Source organism: Mesorhizobium sp. M7A.F.Ca.ET.027.03.2.1 (assembly GCF_003999175.1).
Lineage (GTDB): Bacteria > Pseudomonadota > Alphaproteobacteria > Rhizobiales > Rhizobiaceae > Mesorhizobium.
In genome coordinates this window covers 1-564 of sequence record NZ_RZOM01001802.1, presented here as the reverse complement: position 1 = coordinate 564, position 564 = coordinate 1, and the positions used below count along the sequence as shown (strand labels likewise).

The window sequence follows — 564 nt, the reverse complement described above, 5'->3', positions numbered from 1 at the left end:
ACATCGGCCAGATATCGGTGACCACCATCGCACGTCAGGACATCTCTTTCGACGCCATGTCCAGGCTGCAAGGACAGGTCGCCAGTGTCTTCTCGCATTCGCCCTATGTCGACCATGTGGCGTGGTCGGCGGGCAGCGGCAACAATGCGCTCAACCAGGGGCAGCTTTTCGTCCAGCTCAAGGGCAAGGACCAGCGCCCCGATATCGAGAAGGTGCTTTCGGATCTGCGCAAGCAACTGGCCGGCGTGGCGGGCATCGAGACCTATATGCAGCCGGTGCAGAATTTGAGGCTGGGCTCGCGGTCGTCGGCCAGCGCCTACCAGCTCGTGGTTCAGGGCCTTGATACCGGCCTGACCGATATCTGGGCGCAGAAACTGAACGACGCGATGGCCGCAGATCATGCGAACTTCACCGACGTCACCAGCGACCTGCAGAACAATGCGCTGCAGGCTACGCTGGTGGTGGATCGCGACAAGGCCGCCCAGCTCGGTATCGACACCGACACGTTGCGCTCCGCCCTCTATGGCGGGTTCGGCACCCACCAGGTTTTGACAATCTTCGGTT

General features: G+C 61.5%; 1 protein-coding gene. It reads left to right on the top strand.

Annotated elements, in window-relative coordinates; translation table 11 throughout:
• On the top strand, nt 1-564 hold a 564-nt coding region (locus EN750_RS38160; protein ID WP_145968381.1), incomplete at both ends, for an efflux RND transporter permease subunit.